18 protein-coding genes and 1 pseudogene are annotated in these 22,088 nt (G+C 51.2%); 2 read left to right on the forward strand and 17 right to left on the reverse strand.

What is annotated here, in order from left to right; all coding sequences use genetic code 11:
• The 17 genes and pseudogenes from FE784_RS22130 to FE784_RS22210 all read right to left on the reverse strand — a co-directional run.
• Window positions 1–2,795, reverse strand: a 2,795-nt coding sequence (locus FE784_RS22130; protein ID WP_176706421.1) for a fibronectin type III domain-containing protein, incomplete at its 3' end; no start/stop codon positions are given.
• A gap of 166 nt (window positions 2,796–2,961) precedes the next feature.
• Window positions 2,962–4,065: a response regulator gene (locus tag FE784_RS22135; protein ID WP_139604418.1), complete on the reverse strand. Its 1,104-nt coding sequence runs from the start codon at window positions 4,063–4,065 to the stop codon at window positions 2,962–2,964.
• A 3-nt stretch (window positions 4,066–4,068) separates the two neighbouring features.
• A complete protein-coding gene (locus FE784_RS22140) occupies window positions 4,069–7,176 on the reverse strand; it encodes an ATP-binding protein (protein ID WP_139604419.1) in 3,108 nt (1,035 codons plus the stop codon).
• 213 nt (window positions 7,177–7,389) lie between these two features.
• The gene (locus tag FE784_RS22145) at window positions 7,390–8,316 is read right to left on the reverse strand and encodes a hypothetical protein (protein ID WP_139604420.1); all 927 of its coding nucleotides are present in this window, start codon (window positions 8,314–8,316) and stop codon (window positions 7,390–7,392) included.
• Window positions 8,313–9,620 (reverse strand): AAA family ATPase, encoded by a 1,308-nt coding sequence (locus FE784_RS22150; RefSeq protein WP_139604421.1) that lies wholly within the window; start codon window positions 9,618–9,620, stop codon window positions 8,313–8,315. The genes FE784_RS22145 and FE784_RS22150 overlap by 4 nt, the downstream gene beginning before the upstream one ends.
• A complete protein-coding gene (locus FE784_RS22155; protein ID WP_139604422.1) occupies window positions 9,620–10,684 on the reverse strand; it encodes a DUF262 domain-containing protein in 1,065 nt (354 codons plus the stop codon). Before FE784_RS22155 ends, FE784_RS22150 begins: the two co-directional genes overlap by 1 nt.
• 791 nt (window positions 10,685–11,475) lie before the next feature.
• Entirely contained in the window at window positions 11,476–11,805 is a 330-nt protein-coding gene (locus tag FE784_RS22160) for a four-helix bundle copper-binding protein (protein WP_139604423.1), read from the reverse strand.
• 62 nt (window positions 11,806–11,867) lie between these two features.
• Window positions 11,868–13,205, reverse strand: coding sequence for a cell wall-binding repeat-containing protein (locus tag FE784_RS22165; protein ID WP_246132123.1), 1,338 nt, complete (start codon window positions 13,203–13,205; stop codon window positions 11,868–11,870).
• A gap of 78 nt (window positions 13,206–13,283) precedes the next feature.
• Window positions 13,284–14,366: a sensor histidine kinase gene (locus FE784_RS22170; RefSeq protein WP_139604424.1), complete on the reverse strand. Its 1,083-nt coding sequence runs from the start codon at window positions 14,364–14,366 to the stop codon at window positions 13,284–13,286.
• The gene (locus FE784_RS22175; protein WP_139604425.1) at window positions 14,363–15,058 is read right to left on the reverse strand and encodes a response regulator transcription factor; all 696 of its coding nucleotides are present in this window, start codon (window positions 15,056–15,058) and stop codon (window positions 14,363–14,365) included. The genes FE784_RS22170 and FE784_RS22175 overlap by 4 nt, the downstream gene beginning before the upstream one ends.
• Complete coding sequence (locus FE784_RS22180) at window positions 15,058–15,696, reverse strand: NAD(P)/FAD-dependent oxidoreductase (RefSeq protein ID WP_139604426.1); 639 nt, start codon at window positions 15,694–15,696, stop codon at window positions 15,058–15,060. Before FE784_RS22180 ends, FE784_RS22175 begins: the two co-directional genes overlap by 1 nt.
• Window positions 15,697–15,714: 18 nt before the next feature.
• The gene (locus tag FE784_RS22185; RefSeq protein WP_281287141.1) at window positions 15,715–17,976 is read right to left on the reverse strand and encodes a heavy metal translocating P-type ATPase; all 2,262 of its coding nucleotides are present in this window, start codon (window positions 17,974–17,976) and stop codon (window positions 15,715–15,717) included.
• Window positions 17,977–18,074: 98 nt separating this feature from the next.
• A complete protein-coding gene (locus FE784_RS22190; protein WP_139604427.1) occupies window positions 18,075–18,413 on the reverse strand; it encodes a metal-sensitive transcriptional regulator in 339 nt (112 codons plus the stop codon).
• A gap of 206 nt (window positions 18,414–18,619) precedes the next feature.
• Complete coding sequence (locus FE784_RS22195; protein ID WP_246132124.1) at window positions 18,620–18,976, reverse strand: type II toxin-antitoxin system PemK/MazF family toxin; 357 nt, start codon at window positions 18,974–18,976, stop codon at window positions 18,620–18,622.
• Window positions 18,966–19,163, reverse strand: a complete 198-nt coding sequence (locus FE784_RS22200; protein ID WP_139604428.1) for a DUF2281 domain-containing protein — start codon at window positions 19,161–19,163, stop codon at window positions 18,966–18,968. Before FE784_RS22200 ends, FE784_RS22195 begins: the two co-directional genes overlap by 11 nt.
• 132 nt (window positions 19,164–19,295) lie before the next feature.
• Window positions 19,296–19,501: pseudogene (locus tag FE784_RS22205) on the reverse strand (IS256 family transposase); the annotation flags it as partial.
• A gap of 29 nt (window positions 19,502–19,530) precedes the next feature.
• Complete coding sequence (locus FE784_RS22210; RefSeq protein WP_139604429.1) at window positions 19,531–19,893, reverse strand: hypothetical protein; 363 nt, start codon at window positions 19,891–19,893, stop codon at window positions 19,531–19,533.
• 916 nt (window positions 19,894–20,809) lie between these two features.
• Here FE784_RS22210 and FE784_RS22215 point away from each other — a divergent pair.
• Window positions 20,810–21,079: a helix-turn-helix domain-containing protein gene (locus FE784_RS22215; RefSeq protein ID WP_246132125.1), complete on the forward strand. Its 270-nt coding sequence runs from the start codon at window positions 20,810–20,812 to the stop codon at window positions 21,077–21,079.
• Between the two features lie 129 nt (window positions 21,080–21,208).
• Complete coding sequence (locus FE784_RS22220) at window positions 21,209–22,021, forward strand: hypothetical protein (RefSeq protein ID WP_139604430.1); 813 nt, start codon at window positions 21,209–21,211, stop codon at window positions 22,019–22,021.
• Window positions 22,022–22,088: the final 67 nt, after the last annotated feature.

The raw sequence follows: 22,088 nt of genomic DNA on the forward strand, positions 1-22,088 counted from the left end.
CTCCCGGTTCCCGTCAGTCCTCCCGGACTGGACGTGACCGTATAACCCGTGATCGCGCTTCCTCCGTTGCTTCCCGGCGGTGTGAAGCTGATCGTCGCCTGGCCGCTTCCTGTCGCTACAGCCGTCACTTCGGTCGGCGCCCCCGGCATGGAGGCGGGCGTCGCGCTCGCCGACGGCGCCGAAGGCACCGAGTCACCCACCGCGTTCGTCGCCACGACTGTGAACGTATACGCCGTGCCGTTCGTCAGGCCCGTCACCGCGATCGGGCTCGTCGTCCCGCTCGCCGTCAGTCCGCCCGGATTCGACGTTACCGTGTAGCCCGTGACAGGACTCCCTCCATTGTCCGACGGCGGCGTAAAGCTGACGAGAGCGGTGCCGCTCAGGGCAACGACCGACAGTCCGGTCGGCGCGCTCGGCTCGGCAACCGGCGTCACGCTCGCCGACGGCCCGGATGCCGCGGAGTTGCCTATCCCGTTCGTCGCGACAACCGTGAACGTGTACGCCGTGCCGTTCGTCAACCCGGATACCGTGATCGGGCTGGCGCTCCCGGTTCCCGTCAGTCCTCCCGGACTGGACGTGACCGTGTAACCCGTGATCGCGCTGCCTCCGTTGTCAACCGGCGGCGTAAAGCTTACCGTCGCCTGGCCTTTCCCGGCCGTGGCCGTTGCCCCGGTCGGAGCATCCGGCTCGGCGGCCGGGGTCACGCTCCCGGTTGGCGCGGAAGGCACCGAGTCGCCCTTCGCATTCGTCGCCACAACCGTGAACGTATACGCCGTTAAATTCGTTAACCCCGAGACCGTGATCGGGCTCGCCGTCCCGCTCGCCGTCTTTCCGCCCGGATTCGACGTTACCGTGTAGCCCGTAATCGGGCTGCCTCCGTTGTCCGCCGGCGGCGTAAAGCTTACCGTCGCCTGGCCGTTTCCGGCCTTTGCCGTCGCTCCCGTCGGCTCGTTCGGCGCGGTGACCGTTATTACCAGCTTCTGCACGCGGTGGTTGTTCATATCGGCCACGTATAGAACGCCGTTCGCGTCTATCGCCACTCCATACGGATTAAAAAACTCGCCCAAGCCGGTTCCCTGCACGCCGCCGCTCTTGCCCCACGCGCTCCATGTATTCGTGGCGACCGTCAGCTTCTGAATGCGACTTCTGCCGACATCGGCCACATACACGTTTCCGCTTCCGTCTACCGCCACTCCGCGCGGAGAGTTAAAGCTTCCCGGAGCGCTGCCGCTATTTTTCCACTCGCTCCATTGCCCCGTAGAGACCGTCAGCTTCTGAACCCGGTTATTGTTCGTATCGCCGACATAAACGTTCCCGTCGCCGTCTACCGCTACGTCGCTCGGCTTATTAAACTCGCCAAGGCCGGTACCCGATGCATTGCCGCTCTTTCCCCAGGCGCTCCATGTGTTATTGGACACCGTCAACTTTTGGATCCGATTGTTGCCCGTATCGGCCACATACACATTCCCGTTCTTGTCGACCGCCACGCCTTCCGCACCGTTAAACTGGCCCAAAGCGGTACCGGATTGGGAATCGCTTTTTCCCCACGAAGTCAGCGAGGTTCCCGTTGCCGACAGCTTGTGCACTTTATGACCGCCGTAATTGTTGCCCATATCGGCCACATAAATATTCCCGTTCTTGTCTATAGCCACTCCGGCCGGGTTAGTAAACTGGCCGGTTGTTCCATAGCTGCTCCATGTGCCGGAAGCGACCGTCAGCTTCTGGATGCGTTTGTTCAGCAGATCGGCCACGTATAGATCTCCGCCGCCGTTTACCGCTAAGCTGTACGGTTTATTGAATTCCCCCGTCCCGTTGCCCGAGGCCGTGCCTATTGCTCCCCATTCGCTCCACGTACCGCCCGTCAGCTTCTGCACGCGATGGTTGCTCGTATCGGCGACATACATGGTTCCGTCTTGGCCCACCGTAACGCCCATCGGAGAGTTAAACTCGCCCAAGCCGCTTCCATTTCCGCCGCCGCTCTTCTTCCACTCGCTCCATGCGGTGTCTCCTGCCGTCAGTTTCTGGACGCGCTGGTTGCCGGTGTCGGCTACGTAGACGTTCCCGGCGCTATCCACCGTCACCCCGTACGGACTGCTGAACTGGCCCGCAACGGTCCCTGACGTGGTGCCGTTCCCCCACTGGCTCCACGTACCCCCGGTCAGCTTCTGAATCCGATTGTTGCCGGTATCGGCCACATACAGATTGCCGCTGCCGTCTACCGCCACTCCGTACGGACCCTTAACTTTGCCCGAGGTGCTCCCCGATCCCGCCAACTCGCTCCATCCGCCGCCCCCTGCCGCCAGCTTTTGGATACGGTTGTTGCCGCTGTCGGCCACATATACATTACCGCCGCTATCGACCGCTATCCCGTACGGTTTATTGAACCCTGTCCACGAACTCCATGTATTCGTCGAGGCGTCCAGCTTCTGAACGCGATTGCTGTAAAATTCCGAAACATAAATGTTCCCTGCGCCGTCCACCGCCACCCCGACAGGTCCATTAAAGCCTAGATTGCTGCTGATCGTTTGCCAACTGTTGGTCGCCTTATTCAGCTTTTGAACGCGCTGATTGGCGGAATCGGCCACATATACATTCCCGAGGCTGTCCGTCGCCATTCCTATCGGGGAATTGAACGATCCCAAATCGGAGCTTGGCGTCGGCCCGATCCGGGCATATTGGCTCCACGTCTCCGCCGCATGCGCCGGAATTCCGAACGCGATTGTGCATGCAATAAACAGGGCCAGACTAGCCGCGCACGCCTTCCCCATCACCTGTCTTGCCTTTCTTGACATCATAGTTGGCCTCCTCCCACATGAATAGTAGCCTCCCGACGGCATTCGCCGAATATCGAACTCATTCGACGGCAATCAGGCCTATTATACAAGCCCGCGATAAACGGAAAATAAACAACAAAGAGCCGCTGGAATCCGGATGATTCCAACGACTCTCGACAGTCCTTGCTTATTCGCCCATTTTCGTTATGAATCGTGTAATGCGCGAATCGGGCTTCGTCCCAAGCTCCTTCTCCAGCACATCCTCCAGCATCCGGTATTGCCGGAACGCCTCGTTCTTTCTTCCCAGCTCCGCATAGAGACGGATCGCCTCGTGATGAATGTCCTCTCTAATGGCATCCAGCTTCAATATTTCGCAAAAGTAATACAGCGATTGCTGGGGCTCGTTCATCTCGATGTGGAATCTCGCGGCCGCTTCCAGCAGCTCGATATAATGCCGCTCGAGCTGGCGCGTCTTCTCGCTAGCCCATTCATAGGCCTTACCTTTCAATAATTCCCCCGTATACAGCACTTCCGCTTGCTTGAACAGTTCGGCGTTGTGCTCCGGGGCCAGTCTGACTTGCTTCAGCAATCGCTCAAACTCGTACAGATCGCACCAAACGCCGCTTTCATCAATGGCGATTTCATGTCGGCCTGCCAGTATGCAGTTGTCGATCTTGCTCGTACTGAGCGCTTTGCGTATATAGTACAAGGTCGAGTTCAAGTTCTTCAGCGCTTTGTCCGTTTCCAGTCCGCTCCACAATGTATCGATGATTTCTTCCCGGCTGACGGCCCCTTTGCATACAAGAAAGGCGAACAGCTCTTCGGTTTTGGGGCTTCTCAGCTTCAACGGCTTGTTATCCCGCTCTTGTCCGTATATCTTCAGGCCGTTAAACAAGAGAACCGTGAGGGAAGGCTCGACGACCGCGTTCCGACGTTTTTTGCCGATCCTGCCCAACGTGTTGGACAGCCGCTCGGCGGTGACAGGCTTCAGAAGGTAATCCAGCGCACTCTTGTCGAAGGCTTGAACCGCATACTCGTCATGACCGGTTACAAACACGATATGGATGGAGTCGTCAAGGGCTTGCAGCAGCCCGGAAAGCTCCATACCGTTAATTTCCGGCATGGAAATATCCAGAAACGCCACGTCTATCGGATTCGCCTTTACGAATTCGTATGCTTCCCACGGGTCCAGAAAGGCGGGGCATGCTCCGATCTCTCCGCTCTCGGACAGCAGACTCTTCAACCGTTTCACCGATAATTCCTCGTCATCCACGATAATGGCTCGCAGCATGCTTCAACCCTCCATTCGCTTGATCGACCGTACGGGAATGTCGAAGGAAACCTTCGTGCCGATTCCTTCCGCGCTTTCGAGACGAATGCACTCTCCATATAGAAGCTTGAGACGCCGGTTTATGTTCCACAGCCCTACGCCCTTCTTGTCCGCGTCCATGTTCAGCAAGGCTTCCCGGGTTTGTTCGCTCATCCCGCGTCCGTTGTCCTCTACGGCAAAGCGTACCGAAGCCTTCCCTTCCTGCTTTACGGTTATTTTCACGATTCCTCCCGACGATCTGGACATGACGCCATGTCTTATCGCATTCTCCACCAGCGGCTGCAGGATCAGAGGCGGAATCCGCATATCCGGATAGTCGCCCACCTCGTATTCCACTTGCAATCTCGCGCCAAAACGCGCCTGCTCGATATGGACGTACGCCTTCACCAGCTCCATTTCTTTGTCCAAGGTCGTTAACGACTCCAACTGCTTGAAATCGAAGCTGTTCCTCAAATACTGCGATAGCTGCAGCGTCAATTCCTCCGCCTTCCGAGGCTCGTACAGGCACAGCGAGGCAATGGCATTCAAAGCGTTGTACAAGAAGTGGGGCTTGATCTGGGAACGCAAGAAGGCAATCTCCGCGTCCTTGGCGGTTTGCACGGAAGCTTTCAACCGGGTCAGGCTTCTGACGCGGGCCATTAGCTCCTCCGCCTCATACGGTTTCCCGACAAAATCGTTTGCCCCGTTATCTATCGACAGCTTCGTCTCGGCAGCCCTATTTTTGGCCGTCAGCATCAGCACGGGCAATTCAAAGGGGGAGAACCTTTCTCTAATTTTGTTCAGCACTTCGTAACCGGACATGTCGGGCATCATCATATCCAATACGACGAGAAATACGTCCGGAGATTGAGATAGTTCATCCAGCGCCAATTGCCCGCGATTGACAACTACGATAGAGTAGCCATCCAGCCTGAGCAGATTGATCATCGCCTGGAGATTGGCGGGATCGTCGTCCACTACGAGAATACGTTCCTCTCTTTTCCCTTTGACATATACCGGATACTCCGAAAAGGAGAGAGGCGCACTCTCGTACGGCCGACCCTCTTCCCGTTCCTCGATGCCTCCCGAAGCCGGACCCGACGATAACGGAATCGTGAACGTAAACGCCGAGCCTTGTCCCGGGCTGGAATCGACATGAATGACTCCGCCGTGCAGCTCCACCAGCTTTTTCGTTATGCTCAGTCCGAGACCCGTTCCCCCATAAGACTTGGTATCGGAGCTATCCGCCTGTTCGAACGCCTGAAAAATACGCTCCTGCATAGGCGCCGCTATCCCGATGCCGGTATCCTCTACGCGAACCTCAACCTTGTCGCCGATTGCCTTGGCGCTTATCCGCACCATGCCCCTGTCGGTGAATTTGATCGCATTGCCGATCAGATTATGCAAAATTTGGATCAGACGATTGCTGTCGGCGTATACTGCCGGAATATCCCCGGGAACATCGTTGACAATCGCAATTTGTTTGCCTCCCAGCAGAAACGAATGAATCTGGATGACCGAATCGACGACCGCTTTCAGATCTATGCCGCTTCTGAGCAAAGCAATATCTCCATGCTTCATTTTCGAATAATCGAGCAATTCGTTGACCAGATGGGTCAATCTTCTCCCGCTCCCCAGTACAATGGCCAGATTGTGCGCCTGCTTGTCGCTTACCGGTCCTTCTACCCCTCTGAGAAGAGTATCGGTAATGCTCACGATAGCGCTTAAAGGCGTTTTCAGCTCGTGGGAAGTATTGGACAGGAAGTCGTCCTTGATTTTGTCCAGCTGGAGAAGCCGGTTTTTCATCTCGTCTATCGTGTGATACGCTTCGAAAAAACGGAGCACAACGAGAAAGATCATGATCGCGTTAAATACGAGGATATAAAATTGGCCCAGCCAAACATGCTCTTTCAAGGAAAAAGAAAACAGAATCAGATCGACCGAGTACAACAACATGCAGAAAATCGCCACGAATAGCAGAAAAGACTTTAAACGGCCGTTTTCGGCACTCTTGACGTAAAGCACCGCCGTTCTCAAAACGAGCCAGAGCGTCATCGACTCGTATACTAAGATCATAAACGGCTCGACCGTCCCGTAAACGGGAATGGGAAGGAAAACGACCATCGCCATATAGCTGCCCAGCACGATGATGAACAACCGGGTAAAAGCCAAGGAAATCACGTTTTGCTTCAATCGATAGAACAAGACGGCCAATCCGATAAAGCAAGCCAGCGAGCAAAAGTCCTTCACTTTAAACAGCAGCTCGAATGAAATTTCCGGTACATACATCAGGAGAACCCGTTCTCCGACCAAGCCGTTATACAGGGCATAGAACGAGCACAGCACAGCGAACAGCAGCAAGGAGTAGTCCTTTTTGCGATACAAGACCGACGTCACAAAGCTGATCAGGTAAATAAGCGCAAGCGTGGCGAGAATCGCAAAGATGCCCAGCTCGTGCGCCTTGCTCTTCTGCTGGATCGCAAGCATCGCCGTCTGCTCGCCGAAGTAGAGGGATGCCGGAATGCCCGCATTGGCATAATCGAAATTGGCAACGTGAACGATGATCTCGACGTCTCCCTTATCGGCCGAGAAAAAACCGATCTGAGGAACATTGCCCGCTTCATAATCCTCGGCAATATCGGAAGGCCTTCCATCCTCGAACAGCTTATGTCCATTGGCGTACACAACGCTCGAAAACCGGATATTCGTCTTTTTCAAAGCGAACACCCCATCGAACGGCACATTCCTCAGCACCATCCGGTAAGTGGCAAAACCGTGAGCGGGCAAGCGTTCACCGTCTACTGCTTTACCGTTCCATACAGAGGGCACCTTTATCAAAGCGGAGCGGGAAGGCATGTCCGTTCCTGCTCGCTTGAAATCGTCCGGGACCAACAATCGGTTCCAATAAAATTCCCATTCGCCGTCCAGCTTGATTCGCTTGCTCTGATCATAGTTCCACGCCGAAAGATCCATTACTCCATTCCGAACCCGCAAATCATCCGCTTGTTTATCGTTCTCTATGAGAATGGATAGCGGAATCAACGAAATTGCAAGCAATCCGACAAGGCAAATGATTAACGTTCTTTTGAGCAACTTATTCGCTCCTCGTATTCGCTAGTAAGGAAGACTTATGTATCCATATTCGACAAATTGCTCTAAATCCCTCCATAATTCGATGCCGGCTTCTTTCTATAGGAAAATATATCCATCCCTGTTTGCGGGCAAAGCGACACAGTAAAAAAATAACCGTAAAAGCTTTTAACAAAAAAAGAGCCAAATGGCTCTCCGTATGTGTTGGATTAGGCGTCACGAACGGTAACTGGCAACGTCGAGATGCTTGCCGCAATGCCCGACATAGATGGTCCTGTGCTGCTTGTCCACAAAATAATGAATCCGAATATGATTGCCGATTTTCACATGCCACTCAAACAGCTCTTTTTCTGTGCCGCCAGGAATCATAAATTGTCTCTGCTTTCGATAATAGCTGTCCTTCAACGTTTCGGGACTCTCTTTGGATATTTCTAGACCGGTGGCTTGCCGGAATATCCGGATACGCTCGACTTCTTCCATACCAGCGAGTACATTTTGCAGTTCTATCCTTTCCAATGCAAGCAAAGCCTCATGCACTTGACGAAACCGCCCTAGAAAATCATGTCTCTTGGCGCTCTTCTTCGCGGAGTCCAAAATGTTCAGCTGTCCCGAGTCGCGACCTTCAATATCGCTGAGGACTTCCTCAATTTTGGTGAAGCGGTTGAGGCGTCGCAGTATGGCACGGACAGCCTCTACTCCGATCATATTCCAAACATCCATTGTATCGACGCTTGTGGAGAGAGAATAGACCCGATTGGAAAGCACTCGCTCTGACGCCGGAGAAACAACTCCCTCGCATTTATCCGCAAAGCAAATATGCAGCAGCTTGTTGGCATATGTGTCCGCAGGAACATCCGGAACAATCGTCAGGTTTGCCGCGATCGGTCGATCCTTGAAATGAGGACCTTGGTCCACATACCCCATAACGAGCTTCAGGTCCTCCGATTTCGGCAGCCTATACAAATATTGAAGAAGACTTTGCCCATCCACAAGCTGCGTTTGCCAGAGCATTTCATAGAACCTGAGGCTTGCGCCTTCCTTGCGAACGCAATCGGTCAATGCGGCGATTTCTTTTAACCCGCTCTGAATATCGGCAGCATCCGATCCGATCAAGAAAGAATGATTGAAATAGAGGTCCGTCATTCGATAAGTCCCATCAAATCCTGATAGGTCTGGTCAAAGAAGTGTTCCGGCCACTCCTCGATTTTCCCTTCGGCCGTTACAGCGATCGGCGTGCAGCGGATGTCCCCGTCTATTTTTCTGAAAAAGTAAATGCGGATTTTCTCCAGCAGCTCATTGCGATTCTTAATCCGTAGGCGTGCCCGATTTACGATATGCTCGCTATGGGTCTCCAAAATAAACTTCCGGCCATGCTCCAATGCAAAGATGCATAAATCGACGAACTGGGCTTGCAGCTTGGGATGTAAATCCAATTCAGGATTTTCAATTAATAGGATGTCGCCGTGCTTGCTCGTTAAAATCATCACAAGCATGGGCAGCAGCTGCGAAATGCCCGATCCGACTTGCTGCAAGGAAAACTTCATATTTCTATGCGGCTCATGAACGTATATTTTGCTTGCGCCATCTTGAACTTCGGACCGAATGCGGTATTCCGGTCCCAATAATTCGCTGACCCACATGTCGAACAATTTAGAGAATGCATACGGTTTATGGTCCGGATCTTTAAAATCGATAAGGTCATGGAGTCGATTTTTAATCATTTCCGCCGTATACTCGCCAGATACTCCAACCCCGTGGCGTCTGCCCTCTCCGCTTGGCTTCTGAGCATCCGGTGACCGGTGAGTGCTTAAATAGCGAATATTGTCCGTGTTTAATCGGGCTAAATAATTCCGTACGATTTCCAGCTCCTTCGAGCAAATAAACCGTTCCGTCATGTCCGTATCTTTATAGAAAATCGGTTCTGGCACAATCCCGGTTATTTTGGAGTACCCCTCTTCCGTGTCACCGGTAATTTTAAATAACGCATTGTTGTTCTCGTTTTCAAGCAGCTGAAACTCAACATTTCTAGGCTCTTCATTTTCTTTTCTATAATATAGCGTCATTCCGGTCAGAAGCGCCTCATCTTCTTCCATGAAGCCGGATGGAGCAAACAGACTTTGAGACTGATAGACCAGTTGAACCCGCAAAGTTTCAAAAGAGTCCTTCATAAGAAAATCGCGATCGAAGAAAGCCACGAATTCAATGGTATCCGTACGATCTGTTTCTTTATTCAGCACATCGGAGAAGCTGCCTAATCGAAGCCTCTCATTCAATTCCAGCGTCGTAAATTTTCCATTGGTTTTGTTCTGCGTCAAGAGATAAGTCCCTTGCAGGAGCGAGGACTTGCCCGAATTATTGGTACCGGACACAATCGTCAATCCCGGCAGCTCGAATCGGTTATTGCCGGCGTGTCCTTTAAAATCTTTGACATCAAAGAGATGCAGCATTAGGTATCCCTCTCCCCTCCAACGCAATTATGCAATAAGGTAAACCATGTATTGTAGCGGTACAGCACATTTTCCTCGGATAATGGCTGCTTCAGCAGAGACTGTACAAACCGTTCGTCATTCATCAGTTGCTCTACACAAAGCTGCACTTGATGCCATCGGGATGGAATTTGTTCCAAATATCGGGTAAAGCCGACGGCCAGCAGCTCGAAAAACGCTCGATTCGCTTGAACATTTCCCTGGAGCTTGGGATGATACACCCGAGTCTCTCCATACAACCGGGCCATCAACTCCATCGAATCTCGAAACATTTCCCATGTCCCGTCGGAAGCCAGAAGATGCGAATAGCGCTCTATGTACTCCTCCACATATCGATTCAAATCCCCCGCGTAATGATAAAATCCCATCTCGGCAAACGCGAAAAAACGCAGAATCGTATCCATCGCATACGTTCCGGGGATTTTCCCGCGAATCGCTTCGCTAAAATGCCCATCCTTGGAGTAATCCAGAAGAAGACGTTGTACGCGCTCTTCCAACAGAAGTACCCGGAATTGTCCGGGCTTTAGCTTCTCGGAGCCCTCATGAATGCGTCGAACAAGCTCGTAGAGGATGTGCGGATGCGTTTCTTGCGTTATCGTATGGACTGTAATATAGTAATCCTCAATCTTTCTCCGGATCGAAGCTTCCAATGTATCGAACGTACTGCCGTTGAGATGACTCATGAGCGTCAAGCCCGTTAGCCGGTAACGTCCGGCGAGGAAGTCAAAGAGGCTGCGCAACCGATGATGTCCATCCACAACGACCAGGGGACCCGACCGCATCTCGGCCACATACACGGGGGGAAGCGGGATGCTGACCAATGTCGATTCGATAACCCTCGATTTCTTGGTCAAGCTCCATCTGCGCGAAAGACTGAAGGCGGGGTTCAGAAACAAACGATCCCAATCTTGGTAGCGATACAATTCAAACAGCGGAAGCTGCCTTGTCTCCATCATGACTCTGCGTTCAGATTCAGGAATAGAGATCAATCTGTTATCGCCTTCATCCCCTTTTGCTTTCGGCATCCTATCTCCCCCTCACAAACAAATATTTCCATCTTCCCGAGCCAATAATCACTGTATCGATTATAACATAACCCTATCCTCGTTTCCCGATAGCTGCTTGAATATACTCCGACGACCGGGATTTCTTGTCTATGGGACTTTACTGGGGGAAGTATTGGTTTCTTGGGGGGATGTGAGTCTGTATTCCGAACTGTAGGTCACTGTCATTCATGGAGCAAAAGACGGTGTAAAATTGTTTGTGTACCAAGAATTGGAGCCTAGTCAGGCAACAAAAATGAGGTCTCAGCAAAATTACTGTAAAACATACAGATAAATTCAGCAAAGAAGCGGATTTTACCGAGATAGATGGAAAACGTGCAGTTAAATCGAGGCTATACCGCAAAATGGGCAAGAACGAGCGAGAATAGCTGTACATTTTCCAGCTCACAACGGCAGCAGGATAGCCTTCACCAAAAATAACTACATGTTATGAGGCTGTTGAAGAAGTCTGCAAAGAGAGGAAGCGCCGGAGATAAGAGGTGCGGGAATGCGCTCCACATCCGTTAACATCGTGTTGTTTTTAAGATTTTAGCGGTTCCAACACGATTTTAAAGTCAACCGCTTCGCTTTCCGCACCTTTCCCCCACCTCTCTTTGTATGACAAACCTCTCTTTTTGACTTTTTCAACAACCAGATGATATACCGTTAGTTCGAGTTAATAATAAGAGCGAGACGATAGATGTTCCCTTTCTATCGTCTCGCTCTTATTACGTTTTTGGATATCCAGCTTGGTTTCCAAAAAAAACAAACTGTCAAGCAGCCACAGCCCTGCAAGCCATTGCACAAATGAAGCACGCTTCGGCACAGCGCTGGCAGTGATCGTGTTCATGCTTTTTGCACTCATTTCCGCAAGCTTCGCAAACGTCCGCACAGAGGCGGCACAGTTCTTTGGCATACGAGCTGTTCAAGGACATCGCTTGCGCTGCGAATGCACATAGGTCGGCGCATTCCCGGTCCAAACGAATGCATTCTCTCATCATCGCGACATGCTCTTCTTGAAGACAAGCGTCGAAACAGTGATTGCACGCTTGCACACAGCGGAGACATTCTTCAATGCAAGATTGAATTTGCTCGTGCGACATAGGCAATAGCCTCCTTAATAGGTTCTTCTATCTTTTACCCATTCCGGAGTAAAATCAACAGTTTAATGCTTCATTCCCGGCATGTCGGACCTATTATGTCCTGCCGATCCACCGTCGTCGGGCTGTGTCCCCGAGCTCGCGCTACCCCCGCCATGTCCGCCATGGCCTTCTCCGGATTCGGACACGATTTCCAGCATCGTGTCGATCTCACCTTGTGCCGAGACGCTGAGAGCATCTTCTCCGCCCGTTAACCAAGCGTGATTGTAGGGCCCTTCCGTGGGGGACAGCTTATACTTGGGTTGCAGGGACATCACATACCTATGAACGCTTTCCGGCATCTTCTCTTTATCCGTCCAGAGCAACGGAGCATGCTTGCCCAAATGAGAGAACGGCGCGGCGGCAAGGACCAGGATTGGCGAATCCTTGCTTACCAAAGAGAAATTATGTCCCGGTGTCGTAATGCCCCATCCAAAGCCGGTCGCCGGATCTTTATAGCTCGCAAAAGCAACCGCGTTTTCGTACGGATCGTTTCCGGCAATCCGAACGACCTTCCCGTATTCGCCCAATCGGTTTTGCACGTTCGCGGATATTATGGATTCTGGGCCCAGAATGTAGATATTGGCTTTTCCTCCCCGCGTCTTTAAGGCATCTACGGTTTCCGCGGGAATTTCATCCTTTTTGACGTAAAGCAAAGGCTCCGGCATATGAGCGATCCAGTTCACCGCAGGAATCGTATAGGCCTGGCTATCCATCGAACCGACAATGACCGAAGGCGGATTCTCGCCCGCCGTTTTCGTATAATAAGCATCGATCGCTTTGGCTATAGCCGCGGGGTTCGCTCCTGCGATCTTGTCCGTTTTCAGACCAAGCGCCATGACTTGCTCTTCTACTTTTGGATCGAGATCGCCGACCAGAACGACCTGTACCCCATTGTTCCCGTCCACACCCTTCGGCTTCAATCGCTTGAGCTCGTTTAAGGTGACGTCCGGAATCCCGTCCTTGTTCACGAATAACACAGGACCGTTATTCGGATGGTGAATCAAATCGGCGCTGGCCAGCGTCGTTTGCCAATCCTGCGCATTTGCTAGGACTACACCGCCCGGCCGGTTCTCGTCATTTGTGGCCATCCATAGCGTTTGCGAAATGAGAGCGGCTGCTTCTGTCGGATCACTCGTGTTGATGCGCGTCGTATTTTTCGATCCTACCCATGCGCTTGCAGCCGCCGTCGCCGGCTGATTGCCGGATCCGGCACCAGACTGCTGCCCTTGCCCCGCACCGCCCATGCTGTGCCCCTCGTGCTGCGAAGAAGATTCGGTTTTGTTGAAACATCCCGTCAAGGCCAACGCCGCCGCGACGGATATAATCCCGACCTTCATAGTCTGGGTCATCGTCTTTGTCATATCGGAACCTCCTAGTGATGGTTAGTATAAGCATAACCGCCACTTGTGAAGATCCTATGTAGCTGGCATCAGTCCAGCTTATATAAAGGAGTTTGTTTTAGGCAGCCGGATATAAATCGCGGTCCCTTGGCCGCTTTCCGCCCAGACGTGTCCTCCATGAGCGATGACCAGCTTCTTTACGATGGTTAAGCCCAAGCCGCTGCCCCCTGTCCTCCGGTTGCGCGACTTGTCCCCCCGGTAAAATCGCTCAAAGATGTACGGCAAATCCTCTCGCGCAATGCCGCTGCCGGAGTCCCGAATGGCAATCCGTACGCTTTGCCGTTCCTCCAATGCTTCAATTCGCACCTTTCCGTCTTCCGGAGTGAACTTGAGGGCGTTGCTAAGCAGGTTGACCAAAATCTGAATCATACGATTACGGTCCGCAAAAACCCGGATCGTCGAGCTGCAGTCGAACGCAAGCTCCACTTTTTTCTCCAGATAGGCTGCCGATACGAGGTCAACCCCTTGCCGGATAATCGCATCCAAGGAGATGTCCGCCCGCTTCAATTGAAAAGCCGGTGATTCCATATGGGTCAAGTCTTCCAGCTCGACTACCATTTTCGCGAGCCGCTCAATTTCCTCGTAACAGGAATGGATGCGCTGCGGGGTCGGCTCCCAAACGCCGTCTTCAAAAGCCCGCATATGGCTCTTCAACGTGGCGAGCGGCGTTCGAAGTTCATGGGCGATGTCTTCGGTCATCGTGATCCGAAGCTGCTCCTGCGTATGCAGCTGCTCGGCCAGCGCGTTCAACGAGTTTCCCAACTCCGCCAGCTCGTCGTTTCCTCCGATGGCGACCCTGGCGTCCAATTGGCCATCCGACATCCGTTCCGCGACCCGCTTCATATCCACAAGAGGCTTCGAAATACGTCTGGCAATATAGAACCCGATCAGGACCGCAAGAAGGATCGAGCCGACGAAGGTCCAAATAATCGATTGAACGAGCGCCTGCTCCAAATGGAAATCCAACTGGGAGCTATCCCGGTTCGCACCTGCGGCTTGGTCATAGAACATGGAAATATGGTAATGCGTCGCTAAAATAACGCTTGCAGTCGAAATGAATAAAATACACGTCGCGGTCCCTATGAGGATGAAAGCAAGGCGGGCGTGCAATCGCTTGTTCATTTCGCGACACCGCCGGCGAACCGATAGCCTGAACCGTAAACGGTCACGATGTACCGGGGGCTTTTGGGGTCGGCTTCGATTTTATGACGTATGTTTTTCACATGCTGGTCGATGGTCCGGATATCGCCCTCAAACTCGTAGCCCAGCACCTTCTCCACCAGTTCCTCACGCGTAAAATGCCGCTGCGGGTATTTCGCCAATGCCAGGAGGAGCTTGTACTCATTCGGCGTTAAACTGACGGGTTCTCCATGACAGGTAACGCTATGCCGGAGAGAATCGATTTCCAGATGTCCATGGTTGAACGACAAACGGTCGGCAAGCAAAAACCCGTCATCCGTTCGGCGCAGGATCGCCCTGACCCGGGCGACAACCTCGCGCGGATCGAAGGGCTTCGTCAAATAATCGTCCGCGCCAATGGACAAGCCTTTGATTCGATTCTGTTCCGAAGCCTTCGCGGTAAGCATCAGAATCGGAACCGAATTGAGGGTACGAATCGTTTGGCATACCAGCTCCCCCTCCATATCCGGCAGCATGAGATCCAGAATGACGAGATCGATGGATCGGTTTTGCAGCGTTTGCAGAGCCTGACTCGCCGTAGCCGCCTCTACCGCCTGAAAGCCTTCCTTCCGCAAATACGAGGTTACGACATCGCGAATCTTCTCTTCGTCATCTACCACCAGAATCGTCTTCATCACGACCCCCGGACATGAGGATTTGCCGTTTTTTTCCGAAGCTCCTCTATCGTTATGCGTTCGACGAACTTCCAAAACCTTTCTTTCTTCTTCCCCAGCTCTTGAAAAATCGCGATTAACCCCGTGACGATAGGAACAAGCCGCTCCTCCGGAACACCCCAAGCGTACAGCTGCCCGAGACGGGCTTTAATGCCCTTGGCATCGCCGCCGACGTAAATATCGTACACCTCGTTCATTTTGACAACCGCAATGTCTTTGAGCAAAGGCTCGCTGGTGCCCAACGCGCATCCCGCATACCCGATCTTCAGCGGGCTTGGGACTTCTTGGCCGGCAACCGCCCGATCGAGCAAGGTCGCCACATGCAGACCGGCCTCCTCGGCTCCCCTGCAGAAATTGCACGCAATCAAATTTTTGGTGTAAAATCCCGCTGGTTGAATGTCCAATCCGACTTCTCTTAATCGTACTTGCACCTCGTCCATCCGCTCTTCCTGCATCTCGACATACAGCTGGTTGAATGTGGTTAGTTCGATCTTCGCGTCCGCCCCTACAATCGAGCCCAGCACGGCCAACTGCTCCGGCTTAAATAGATAACCGCCTTTCTGAAATCCCGGCGACACGGCAAATTTCTTATTGCCCAACTTTCCTCACGCTCCTTATTACACTTTCGTTCGCTGCAGCCGAAGTGCGTTGAGTACGACCGAAACCGAGCTGAACGCCATGGCCGCTCCCGCCAGCCAAGGAGCCAAAAATCCCGCCGCGGCGATCGGGATGCCGACGACATTGTAGGCAAGCGCCCAAAACAGGTTTTGCTTAATATTGACCATCGTTTTGCGGCTCAAATAGACCGCGTCCGGAATGCTGTTCAGATCGCCGCGCATCAAGGTCACATCGGCCGCTTCCATCGCGACATCGGTCCCCGTGCCGATGGCCATTCCGATATCGGCCGTGGCAAGAGCCGGAGCATCATTAATACCGTCGCCGACCATCGCCACTTGCTTGCCCGCTTGCTGCAATTTCTTCACTTCATCCGCTTTGCCTTCAGGCAATACTTCGGCGAGCACCCGTTCGATCCCGACTTGGCGGGCAATCGCTTGGGCGGTGCGTTCGTTGTCGCCGGTAATCATGACGACGTCCAGACCGAGCTCTTTGAGCCGGGCAACCGCCCGCTTGGAGCTGTCCTTGATCGTATCCGCCACCGCTACGATACCGGCGTACCGCCCGTCGATAGCAACGAGCATTGCCGTTTTACCCGATTCTTCAAGCTCATTCATCCGTTCGTAAGCCGATTCCGCCCCGATCCGATTGCGGGCCATCCATTTTCGCGTTCCGATCAGCACTTCTTGTCCTTCCACAACCGAGCGAAGGCCAAATCCCGGAACGGCTTCGAACGCCTCGGCATCCGGAAAAATAATGCCTCTCTCCCGAACGCCCGCGACAATCGCTTCCGCCAGCGGATGCTCCGAGTTTTTCTCGGCTGCCGCCACAATAGCAAGGAACCGGCTCTCCTCGATCGGTGCCGTGACAAGGACATCCGTCAACTCGGGCTTGCCTTTCGTCACCGTACCGGTTTTATCCAATACAACCGTCGTAATTTTATGCGTCGACTCCAGATGCTCTCCGCCTTTGAACAAGATGCCGATCTCTGCCGCGCGGCCCGATCCCGCCATAATCGATGTCGGGGTGGCGAGACCCAGTGCGCATGGGCAGGCAATAACAAGCACGGCAATCGCCTTCTCCAGAGCGCCAGCAAAATCGCCCTGGGCGACACCAAAATACCATACGAGGAAGGTGACCACTGCAATACCGACGACAATGGGAACGAAGATACCGGAGATCACGTCGGCTATCCGTTGAATCGGCGCTTTCGAGCCTTGTGCTTCTTCCACGACTTTAATAATTTGCGCAAGCGCGGTTTCTTTGCCTACCTTGGTAGCCTGAATGCGGAGCATCCCGTTTTTATTGAGGGTCGCGCCGATTACAGGGTCCCCTTGCCGCTTGCTGACCGGAATGCTTTCGCCGGTCAACATCGATTCGTCCACGGAAGACGAACCTTCGAGCACCATCCCGTCTACCGGCACTTTCTCGCCGGGCTTCACGATCACAACGTCGCCTGCGGCAACATCCTCTATCGGTATCGCGATTTCCTGACCGTCCCGAACGACGAGCGCCGTCTTGGCCTGCAAGCCCATCAACGTTTTAATCGCTTCTGACGAACGGCCCTTCGCTAACGCTTCGAACAGCTTTCCGAGAATGATAAGCGTAATCAAGACTGCGCTTGTTTCGTAGTACAGAGCCGGTGCATCGTGAGCATGAGCGTCGCCCGCCCACTGTATCGTTACATACAAGCTGTAGAAGTAGGCTGCCGATGTACCCAGCGCTACCAAAACATCCATATTGGCGCTGCCATTCCGAAGCGCTTTGTACGCGCCGGTATAAAATTGCCGGCCGACGAGAAACTGAACGGGCGTAGCCAGAATCAATTGGAACCACGGATTCATGAAGAGATCCGGCACCCAGATCCAGGACGTGAACGAAAAGTGACCTACCATCGCCCACAATAGCGGCAGAGACAAGATCGCGGAGAGCAGCAGCTTCTGTTGCTGCGCTTTAATTTCTTTCTTCCTGTGGTCTGCCGCCTCTTGTCGATCCTCTTTGACCGCTGCCTTGTAGCCGATCTGCTCCACTTTCTTCACCATATCCGAAGCGGACACTTCGGCAGGCGCATACTCCACATGAGCCGTCTCCAGCGCAAGATTGACGGAGGCTTTCGATACGCCGGGCATTTTATTTAATCCCTTCTCAATCCGGTTCGCACAGGCCGCGCAAGTCATCCCGCCGATATCAAAATCCACCGCTTCTTTCACCTTATCGTTTCCGCTGTCTTGTATTTGTTGTGCGTGCGTCATGCCCTTTTGCATATTTGCCACCTCTTCTTAAATACCCTACGGGGGTATAAAATGTTGAAAAATGAATGGCCGCCTGAAGCTTCCTTCTGGCTGGGCCACGTCGTAAGCCGTTATTTCATTAATTTATGGACGGTTATCAACAATTCGTCGATAACTTCGCTTTCCCCGGCTTGGATTCGTTCCACCACACAGCTCTTCATATGGCCTTCGAGCAGGAGCTTGCCCACGCTGTTCAAGGCGGATTGAATCGCCGCGATCTGGTTCAATACATCATCACAATAAGTATCCTTCTCGATCATGCCTTTGACGCCGCGAATCTGGCCTTCGATACGGTTTAGACGAGATACAAGGTTGTTCTTCGTTTTGTCCGAATGATGGCTTTTCCTTTCGCTATTCGCGGCACAGCAGGCCTCGGTTTCATGCTGCAGCAAGTTGTCCTGGGTCGTCATTTCTTATCACCTCACGACTTCAATATACAATACCCCCATAGGGTATGTCAACAGGAGAAGTGCCAATCTTCCGATTAAAAACAAACAGACCGCCAATTCCAGCAGCCTGCTGATTCTTTCGTTTGGTTTGTAAACACGGGAACTTGAGTAAGCGAGAAGCGCGGGTCCTAGAAGCATGAACGTCAAACAAACCACAAGACCTCACGCTAGAGGAGTTGTGTTTGTTCTGTAAGACAGCTATCCAGTTGGGCCTTAACTTTGGTCAAGATAGATCCGTGAACTTTCCCGAATTTTTTTACTACAATCGACTGAGATAACGTATATATTTTGTCGGCGCGAACAGCCGATACCACTTTCAGTTCACCTTCAGCCATCTCGTCATTTGTAATGATCACCTCATACTCGCGTTCCGCAACATTGGAAGTAATCGCCGCCACAATAATATCTTGATACCGCCGATTGTAGTCCTCATTTGATAAAACCAAAACAGGTCTTCTCTTTTGAGCAGTAAGGTCACTAAAGGGAATCGGAATAAGAATAATATCACCCGGACTAAGCATCATTCCATACCTCATCGTCAATATCGTTATTCCAGAAGTCCAAACTGCTTTCCGAAGCTTGGCTAAGCTCCTTAGCCATGTTGTTTTCACGCTTCATTTTTAAATACCCTATAAAGTCCGCCACTTCTTCCAACTCCTGCTGAGGAATATCGGCGATTAATCTATAGATCGTTTCTTTGGATACGCTCATCTCGTCACGCTCCTGACTTGATTTGCCTTTATATAGGTGAATGCACACGTCAGTGCTATTATAACATACACACGCGAACACAAAGTACCGGCTATTTGGCCTCACTTAAGCTCAATTATTGATTCCAAGTGTCTAGGCAAGGGCTGCCTGATCCGAGAAGAAAACGGATAGCTGCAGCAGCATTTGTCCCCAATTCGGGACGCAACCGATCCATTTGCACGTGACGTCCATCGTCACCAGATAGAGCATCTTCAGCAGCGCCTCGTCGCTTGGAAAGATGCTCTTTCCCTTCGTGACCTTCCGAGCTGACGGTGGTAGCTTAATGTGACATTAGATGTATTAAAAGCTGGCCATCATTTCTAACGTATTATTTAACCCTCTTGTTAAAGATCTTCTTTGCCATTTCCAAAACTTCATCAATCTCCGTTGTTTGCATTGCGACTTTTTCAGTATCAATTACAACATAAGCTGGATATTCACTTATGCCCAGAGCTTCCGCTTTCTGCTTATTCTCTTTTTTGTTCGTATCAAAAACACCCTTAGGCTGAAAAACATTCGGATACTTTGCAATAATCTGCGTGTTTACATCCTTGACAACATTGTCAACATTTCCATTTGCAAAAACGACCAGACTATACTGACCAGCATCTGCTTTAAATTCGTCTATAACGTTACTTTTGCCAGATGAGCAGCCGTTTACGGTTAATAACAAAGTAACTGCAAACAACAAAAGTAAAAGATGTTTTTTTGATAATCATGTATTATTATTAACATTTTTCCAATTATGTTAGTTAAACAGTTATATTTTCTTAAAATTACACCTGCATAAATCTGATGTATATAGGTAGCAAGGTCCATTTTCTTCTATAGGAATTTGTGGAAAGTGACAGAGGATATCTCTTCACTACCCGCTCATATATTTTCTGACGCTATGGTCTTACTCTCGTCCTTCTACTCTCGTCCACTTTTCGCCCCCATCTTGTCCCGTATGCGTCGAAATTCTTCAAGCTGACGAGGCGAATATCGGTGTTCCTTAATAAGCCCCAGCCGGATCTTGCGGCGGAACCGTACTTCCAGAACCGTGCATAGCGTGAAATTGACAGCCGCCAACACAACCACCACAGCCAGCGGCACATCTGTGGGAATTAGCATTCAAGCGGCCCCTTTCAGTAGAAAGAATAGTTAAAATCACGAAGGTTAATGGAGTGAAAGATCTATGGAGTAACAGTTGGAGGACAAGACGGAGACGGTCGTAAGCCTGCCGTATCCGATTCTAGAGTTAAATGCGCTAAGGAGATCGTGACACAACAGCGTTCCCCTTCCACTGTCAATTCCTTCGCCCCTACTCGGTAGGACGCCCCTTCCAGCGACACCGAATCGACGACTTCCAGAGCGAACAGCAGCTTGTTGATATGCTGTAGCTCGTTTCCCGGATCGTCTGGTCCGGGAGGATCCAGGTTATGTTCATGGGGATGCTCCTTTGCGGAATATTAGGGGATGTTTTATGAAGATAAGCAATCTAAGCCGGAAAATGACGAACAAATCTCGCTTCATTTAATGTAATATATTTACTTTTTGTTGAATACTTTATCTGTTATTGGAAAGTATAACAGAATGATAATGGTTTTAAAAGGAGTAATTGCTCTTTGAACGAACAATCCATTATCATCAAACGAACGATAGGAAAAACCTTGAAAGCCCTACGTTTGAAGCAGGGCTTGAGTCAAGAAGATCTGGCGCATGAATGCGGTGTGGATCGCTCATACATATCCATGATTGAAGTGGGCCGAAACGAGCCTTCCGTCACGAAGATATTCGACCTGTGCAAGGGACTGAAGATCAAGCCTTCCGATTTTTTTAAGGTAGTGGAAGCGGAGTATCAGAAGCTTCTACAGAATAGCGAAGAAGATGAATAGGGGCGAGAAGATAGATGCTACTTTTCTATCGTCTTGCTCCTATATCGTTTCGGCATTTTCTGGAAGACTGTGAAACCTCTGAATGGAAATGATCAATCGAGGCAATAGCGGAATAGGATGCTGATCAGATTGAACATCGTAACTATTGAACATGAAAAAGTATTGCTCGGAGCCAACTTTACAAGCCATAATACTCTAAAAGAGTTCTGTATGGGACTGTCCGAAGAGAGCAACGATTCCCCGCCGTCCGGTAATCTTCTGGCCATCTATAATTATTCGGACTCCGTTTTTTTTGCAGGTTCATTTGACGGCAAACAGACTCGGCTTTCCGGACATTCAGTTGTGAGCGCAGTTTTTCCCGATGGGGTATATCTTAAACTGGATTCCAACTCTGTGGCATTATCTGCTGATTTTCTGATTCAAACTACCTATAGAGAAGATCACCATAACCTTTTTGTTATCGAAGAGTATGATTTTGTGAACCGTCTTATTTGGGTGTACTACCCTTTAAGAACCGATGGAGTGGATTTGACGAAGCTAACACGGCTGCCGGCCGAACAAGCTACACAACTTAAGGCGGGATACGTGGAGAAATTTACAACTGGCTATAACAGCAACGAGACTCCCTATCTTTGGGAGCGACTCATTCAATATAATCCCATGAAGTTTGAGGCAATTTATCAATATGTCCGTGAGGATGAAGACGTATGTTTTTTTTGGGATGCTCACTCTAGTTTAGGTCTACTTTATAGTTTAGGAAGAGAGCATATATTTAAACTGCTTTTCAAAGAAGTTATGTATCATTACAAACAAAAAAATATCCCGGAAGATGTTTATTTGTTTAATGAATCGTTGTCCTGGACTATAGCACTTACTCATGAGCCCCAAAACGAGCATGATTGGAAGTGTTTCTCAATTGGATTGAGTAGTAGTCGGGTTTGAAAGGATCTTGCGGCGTAACCGTATTTCCATAACCGTGCATAGCTTGTGTGGATAGCTCCTCATAACC

The sequence above is a fragment of the Paenibacillus hemerocallicola genome, assembly GCF_006265175.1.
Lineage (GTDB): Bacteria > Bacillota > Bacilli > Paenibacillales > NBRC-103111 > Paenibacillus_AB > Paenibacillus_AB hemerocallicola.